This window comes from Mesorhizobium sp. M4A.F.Ca.ET.050.02.1.1 (assembly GCF_003997725.1).
In the GTDB taxonomy this organism is placed as follows: domain Bacteria; phylum Pseudomonadota; class Alphaproteobacteria; order Rhizobiales; family Rhizobiaceae; genus Mesorhizobium.
In genome coordinates this window covers 1-2,583 of record NZ_RZSG01000816.1, presented here as the reverse complement: position 1 = coordinate 2,583, position 2,583 = coordinate 1, and the positions used below count along the sequence as shown (strand labels likewise).

The 2,583-nt window shown below is 67.0% G+C and carries 4 protein-coding genes and 1 pseudogene; all 5 read left to right on the top strand.

Annotated elements, in window-relative coordinates:
• Positions 1-77, top strand: a pseudogene (locus EOA33_RS41015) (imidazole glycerol phosphate synthase subunit HisH); the annotation flags it as partial.
• Positions 78-368: a DUF1330 domain-containing protein gene (locus EOA33_RS31630; RefSeq protein ID WP_127407415.1), complete on the top strand. Its 291-nt coding sequence runs from the start codon at positions 78-80 to the stop codon at positions 366-368.
• A 2-nt stretch (positions 369-370) separates the two neighbouring features.
• Entirely contained in the window at positions 371-1,117 is a 747-nt protein-coding gene (gene hisA / locus EOA33_RS31625; protein ID WP_127407414.1) for a 1-(5-phosphoribosyl)-5-[(5-phosphoribosylamino)methylideneamino]imidazole-4-carboxamide isomerase, read from the top strand.
• Positions 1,114-1,953, top strand: coding sequence for an arginase family protein (locus tag EOA33_RS31620; protein WP_127407413.1), 840 nt, complete (start codon positions 1,114-1,116; stop codon positions 1,951-1,953). Before hisA ends, EOA33_RS31620 begins: the two co-directional genes overlap by 4 nt.
• Positions 1,950-2,583: imidazole glycerol phosphate synthase subunit HisF (hisF, locus tag EOA33_RS31615; RefSeq protein ID WP_190234428.1), on the top strand; the 634-nt coding region annotated here is incomplete at its 3' end. The genes EOA33_RS31620 and hisF, both read left to right, overlap by 4 nt.

Here is a 2,583-nt window from a genome sequence, read left to right as displayed (position 1 = left end):
GCACGCAGTTCCATCCCGAAAAAAGCCAGGCGCTGGGCCTGGCGCTGATCGCCAATTTCCTGCGCTGGAGACCCTAGATGAACAAGAAGGGCTACTGGATCGCGCTGATCGACGTCCGCGACCCCGAGGTCTACAAGCAGTACATCGAGGCCAATGCCAGGGCCTTCGCCAAGTATGGCGCGAAGTTCCCCGTCCGGGCCGGGCGCTACACCAACCCGGAAGGGCCGACGGGCAATCGCCACGTCGTGGTCGAGTTCGAGTCGTACGAAGCAGCGGTCGCCTGCTACGAATCGCCTGAATACCAGGAGGCCTCGAAATTCAGGCTCGCCGCCTCGACCGGCCATTTCGTGATCGTCGAAGGGGCCTGACCATGATCCTGTTTCCCGCCATCGATCTCAAGGACGGCAAATGCGTGCGCCTGAAGCACGGCGACATGGCGACGGCGACGATCTACAACGATGACCCGGCAGCCCAAGCCAGGGCCTTCGAGGAGCAGGGCTTCGAGTGGCTGCACGTCGTCGACCTCAACGGCGCCTTCAAGGGCCAGAGCGTCAACAGCGCGGCGGTCGGCGCCATCCTCAAGGCGACGAAGAATCCGGTGCAGCTCGGCGGCGGCATCCGCACACTGGAGCAGATCGAGGATTGGCTCGACCGGGGGCTGGCGCGCGTCATCCTCGGCACGGTGGCGGTGCGTGACCCAGGCCTCGTCAAGCAGGCCTGCAAGGCCTTCCCGGGCAAGATCGCCGTCGGCATCGACGCCAAGGACGGCAAGGTCGCGGTCGAGGGCTGGGCCGAAGCGTCCAGCCTCGGCGTCGTCGAGCTGGCCAAGAAATTCGAAGGCGCGGGCGTGGCCGCCATCATCTACACCGACATCGACCGCGACGGCGTGCTGACCGGCATCAACTGGGACGCCACCATCGACCTTGCCGAAGCGGTGTCCATCCCGGTGATCGCCTCGGGCGGCCTGGCCTCGATCGCTGATATCGTGCGCATGACCATGCCGGACGCGCAGCGGCTCGAAGGCGCGATCTCCGGCCGGGCGCTCTATGACGGCCGCATCGACCCGGCGGAGGCGCTGGCGGTCCTGCGCGGCGAGGAGATGGAGGCAAGGCCGTGAAGGTGTCGATCATCCTGGCGTCCTATGACAGCGGCCACTATCACGGCGGCTGCGGCCAGGGTCCGGATGCGCTGATGGCCGGCGGCCTTGCCGAGGCGCTCAAGCTTGCCGGCCACGACATCGACGTCCACGACATCGGCAGGGTCAGCGACGACGAGCAAGCGCGCGAGATCGCGACCGGCTTCGCCGTCTGCAACGCCGTGTCGGGCGAGGTTCGCATCGCGCTCGACAACGAGCGGTTTCCCATCGTGCTCGCCGGCAACTGCCTGACCAGCGCCGGCGCCGTGGCCGGCGAAGGCGCCGACGCCATCATCTGGGCCGACCAGCATGGCGACATCAACACGCCGGACACTTCCACATCCGGATTCCTCGACGGCATGGCGCTAGCGACGGTGCTTGGCCTTTGCTGGCGGCCGATGACGGCGCAGATTCCCGGCTTCAAGCCGATCGACCCGGCCCGCTCGGTGCTCGTCAATGCACGCGACCTCGACACGGCGGAAAGGGAGGAACTGGAAAAACTGCCGGTCATCCGCTCCGAATGCCCGGACTGGACGGGGGCGGCGGAGAGGCTGAAGAAGGCCGGCGCCGAACGGATCCATATGCATATCGACCTCGACGTTCACGACCCGGAAGAATTGCAGGCCAACCGCTTCGCCACGCCCGGCGGTCCTGGACCCGAGCAGGTGCGGCAGGCGATGTGCGGCATGGCCGGCGCACTGCCAATCGCCGGCCTCACCATCTCGGCCTATGATCCGGCCTTCGATGCCAAGAGCGAGGTGCCGCCGCTGGTCGGCGAATTGCTGGTCGAGCTGCTCGCGACGATGGAGAGAAGCTGATGCTGAAGGCCCGCGTCATTCCTTGCCTCGACGTCAAGAACGGCCGTGTCGTCAAGGGCGTCAACTTCGTCGACCTCGTCGATGCCGGCGATCCGGTCGAGGCGGCCAAGGCCTATGACGCGGCCGGCGCCGACGAGCTCTGCTTCCTCGACATCACCGCCTCGTCCGACAACCGCGAGACGATCTTCGACGTCGTCGCCCGCACCGCCGAGCAATGTTTCATGCCGCTCACCGTCGGCGGCGGCGTGCGCCAGGTGGCCGACATAAGAAAGCTGCTTCTGGCCGGCGCCGACAAGGTGTCGATCAACACGGCGGCGGTGAAAGACCCGGATTTCGTCGCCGAAGCGGCCGACAAGTTCGGCAACCAGTGCATCGTCGTGGCCATCGACGCCAAGAAGGTCTCGGGCGCCGGCGAGGCCGACCGCTGGGAGATCTTCACCCATGGCGGCCGCGAGAAGACCGGCATCGACGCCGTCGAGTTCGCGCGCAAGATGGTCGATCGCGGCGCCGGGGAGATCCTGCTGACATCGATGGACCGCGACGGCACCAAGGCAGGCTACGACATCGCGCTGACGCGCGCCATCGCCGATGCCGTGCGCGCGCCGGTCATCGCCTCGGGTGGCGTCGGCA